We start from the raw sequence: 3,973 nt of genomic DNA on the forward strand, positions 1-3,973 counted from the left end.
GTGTAAATTACACCAAAAAAAATGGCGGCAAACAGCAACAGGAAGTGGTTTTGATAACACGGTATTTGTTGAATTTCACAAACAGATTATATTTGGTGATATTGATAACTGCTATACTGGTATTTATTCGCTGGAAATAAGTGGCAAACCACTTGCATTTATTTACCTGTTAAAAAACAACCATAGTTGGTACTTTTATTTATCTGGAATGGAAACTCACTCCGACAACAAAATTAAAATTGGGTTGGTAGCTCACACCCTATTAATTCAGCTAGCGCTCAGTAATGGCATCAAAACTTATAGCTTTTTGGCGGGGGATGCTAGGTATAAGAAATCAATGAGCAACAATAGTGATAGCATTCAGGAGCTGGTCTGTTTCTTAAAACCGTCTAAATTAAATCATTTTTTACAAAAACTACGCTATTTGAAAAGTCTGCTACCACTTCAACATATAAATAGAGAATAATCAGTTGCAAGTCACACGAATTCCAATCCAATTAAATCTTGCATCCAATACACCATTAGTTCAATTTGGTTTCCCTGCCCCTTTGGGAATGTTTCACTCACTTGAGCAATTATCAATTGAGGTCGATAACAACACTCTTAATTCGAGCGCAAAAACCACCGCTAAATGGCATGACGGAAGTATTAAATCTGTTCATATCACTTTTCACTGTAGCACGGAAAATATAGATTGTTTTGATGTGGTTATTAAGCAGTACGTACCAGATGGGCTAGAAGACACTGACTCATTACTAGTCAACTCTAGCGGTGATAGCATCGTACTAAAAAGCCATTCTTTTGAGTTTACCTATGAGTTGCATAGCACTGACTTTACGTTTCAATGCCTGAAGAACAAGACCCAGCAAATGGGTACGATAAACTTAATGGATGATTCAAGCCTTTCATTGAGGCCAAAGTTTATTAGCTATTCAACTATCAAACACAATAGTCTAGGTTGTAAGGCCATGACGACTGTGGAACTTATAATCAATGGCTCATTCCTAGATGCCAAAGCTCAAGTCAGTTGTTTGTTCCAAGTGAACTTTACATTTTATGACGCATCGAATCACATGAGTATTAAGTATACCCTGCATAACCCAAAAGCAGCAAAACACGCAAACGGTCATTGGGATCTAGGAGATCGAAATTCGTTCTTTTTTAAATCCTTAAATTTAAAATTAAATACTCATGAGAGTAATCCTAACATCAGTTATTGGTTAGAAAGCGACCAAGGTAAGGCTATACAATCAACAGGCCTTACGACGATAAACCAAAATGCCAGTGGTGGAATAAATTGGAACAGCCCCGCACATATCGATCACTCCGGAAAGATCCCGCTAGAAACCAACGGTTACACCTTATGCATTGATAATAAAGTTGTTTCATCAGGTTCTCGAGCAACGCCCATCATATCTATAGCATCCGATACTTTCATAACTCAAAAGAATTTTTGGCAGAATTTTCCTGCCTCAATAAGTACAAAATATAACGAAGTACTGTTTTCTTTGTTTCCCGAAAAGTATAATTTTCATCATGAGTTACAACCTGGCGAAAGGAAAACATATGAAATTTGGCTGGCTTTTGGTGAAAATAAGTCACATGTAAACTGGGTACATAACGTTAATTCAACCACCATGGACAAGGACTGGCTCAACAAGTCTTTTTTGGGTCAACTTTTCGACACTCAGAATCTAAAAAAAGACTGGGAAAACCTGATCCAAAAGGGTGTTGAAGGGGATAATAATTTTTTTGAAAAAAGAGAAACTTTGGATGAGTTTGGGTGGCGAAATTTTGGCGAGCTTTATGCCGACCATGAGACTGCTGGTTATCAAGGAACCGAAACGTTTGTATCTCATTATAATAATCAATATGATCCACTATACGGATTTCTGAAACAATATATCGTCAGCGGAAATGCAAAATGGTTTGAACTCGCTGATGATCTAGCAAAACATGTCGTTGACATAGATATCTATCACACAACTGAAGATAAAGTCGAATATAACGGGGGCCTATTCTGGCACACCGACCATTATCTCCAAGCATATACGGCGTCACATAGATCTTATTCAAAACATCAACCAAGTGATGCATATCAAGATCATGCTGGTGGTGGTGGTCCTGGAGGACAACACTGTTATACCACTGGGTTGATGGTGCATTATTTATTGACTGCCCATGAGCCATCTAAAGATGCTGTCCTTTCATTGACACATTGGATAGGTAACGTATACGAAGGCTCTGGAACATGCTTAGAACTACTCTTAGCGTTTAGAAATAGACAGGTGGCAGGCCTTAAAAATCATTTTTCTGGACAATATCCACTCGATAGAGGCGTAGCTAATTATGTGGTCGCTTTGCTTGACAGCTACGAGCTGACCAACAACATCGAATACTTAAGCCAAGCAGAACAAGTATTACTATTTAGCTTTCATCCTAATGAAGATATTAATAATCGTAATTTACAAAATGTGGAAAACACTTGGTTTTATACCGTTATCCTACAAGCTGTTTGCCGCTATTTAGGCATCAAAGAAAGACTACATCAACTGGATGATCCCTTCTATTATTGTAGAGATAGTCTACTTAACTTTGCCCGATGGATGACAGTATTTGAAGTGCCTTATTTGACTAATCCAGACATACTTGAATACCCCAACGACACGTGGACAGGTCAAGACTTAAGAAAAGTCCATATTTTTGCAGCGGCTTATTACTATAGTGACAAGAGTAACCCAGTCTACTTGGATAAAGCCCTATATTTTGAAAATGATATATTAAACAGACTTAACAGTTCGTCTACCAAAACGTATACTCGAATCCTAGCGCTAATTTTACAAAATTATGATGCGTTAGATTTCTATAAGAATAAAATTAATATTTCGTCTTTCAAAGGCCCAGGATTTGTTTGGCCCATAGCTCGTTATGAAGGAAGGCCTGCCTTATTGGCTTTACTAACTGTGATATTAAATCGAATTTCAAAATTTTCTTTAATGAACGAAGTTAATTGGCTAAAAAAACGCTTAAAAAAATAGGATAACATCAATTTGGCTCTTATCTCATTTATCATTCCCCACAAGGGAAGGTTCGAAATGTTACTAGAAACAATAGAATCTGTGGGACAACAAAGCTTTGATTTATCAAACATTGAAATCATTATTGTGAGTCAAACTCCAAGCATCAGCGAAGTGACATTATCCAGTTTAGGCGTAAAGGTTAAAACCTTTATCAGACCAGAGCACGAAACTATCTCTGCCCTTAGAAATTTTGGTGTAAAGAATTCAACGGGAGAGTTTTTGGCGTTTCTAGATGCAGACATATTTTTGTCTAATAACTGGGTTGAAAGCATGTTGTCGGAACTTTCGACAAACAAAAATAGAATCATTACCAGCGCGGTACAAATTTGTAAACAATCATCCCCACCACTTGAAAAGATTAGAACACACCTGAGCAACATAGAAGTGGACAAGAATGTGAGTTTTTTACCTGGAAGAAACCTTTTCATGAGTAAAAAATCATTTTATAAAATCGGCGGATTTCCAGAGCATTTAGTCACCTGCGAGGATTATTTTTTTACTGACAAAGCATCCAAAATAGGAGCGTTGTTTTACTCATCGTCTGCAAGTTACACTCATTTAGGAGAAGATAAACAATTTGTTGCCATGTTTTCTAAGGAAGTATGGCGAGGTCAATCAAATTTGCAGTCATTAGAAGGAAGAAAAATTCCACTAAGGGAGTGGCCAAGCATTATCGTTCCTCCCTTTATTCTGATATGTTTATTGTTGTCTCTATTGAGCTTAGTTTTGGGCTTTACGGGTATGCTGGTTACATCATTATTTATGGCGTTAATGCCAGTGTGTGCTTATACAATGAGGTTATGGCGAATTGCCAAAGCAGATGTATCTATTTTGAATATATTGTTATTTTATATCACTTATTTTCCTGCAAGGGCGTTAGGCACTTTTTTAGG

The 3,973-nt window shown here is 37.2% G+C and carries 3 protein-coding genes; all 3 read left to right on the forward strand.

The features are described 5' to 3' along the window. On the forward strand, positions 1-466 hold a 466-nt coding region (locus tag QZ562_RS20140; RefSeq protein WP_293764310.1), incomplete at its 5' end, for a GNAT family N-acetyltransferase. A gap of 4 nt (positions 467-470) precedes the next feature. After that, a complete protein-coding gene (locus QZ562_RS20145; protein ID WP_293764312.1) occupies positions 471-3,038 on the forward strand; it encodes a hypothetical protein in 2,568 nt (855 codons plus the stop codon). Between the two features lie 57 nt (positions 3,039-3,095). Then, the coding region (locus QZ562_RS20150) for a glycosyltransferase family A protein (RefSeq protein ID WP_293764314.1) at positions 3,096-3,973 on the forward strand (878 nt) is incomplete at its 3' end.

Origin of the sequence: uncultured Paraglaciecola sp., assembly GCF_913058035.1 — a bacterium.
In the GTDB taxonomy this organism is placed as follows: domain Bacteria; phylum Pseudomonadota; class Gammaproteobacteria; order Enterobacterales; family Alteromonadaceae; genus Paraglaciecola.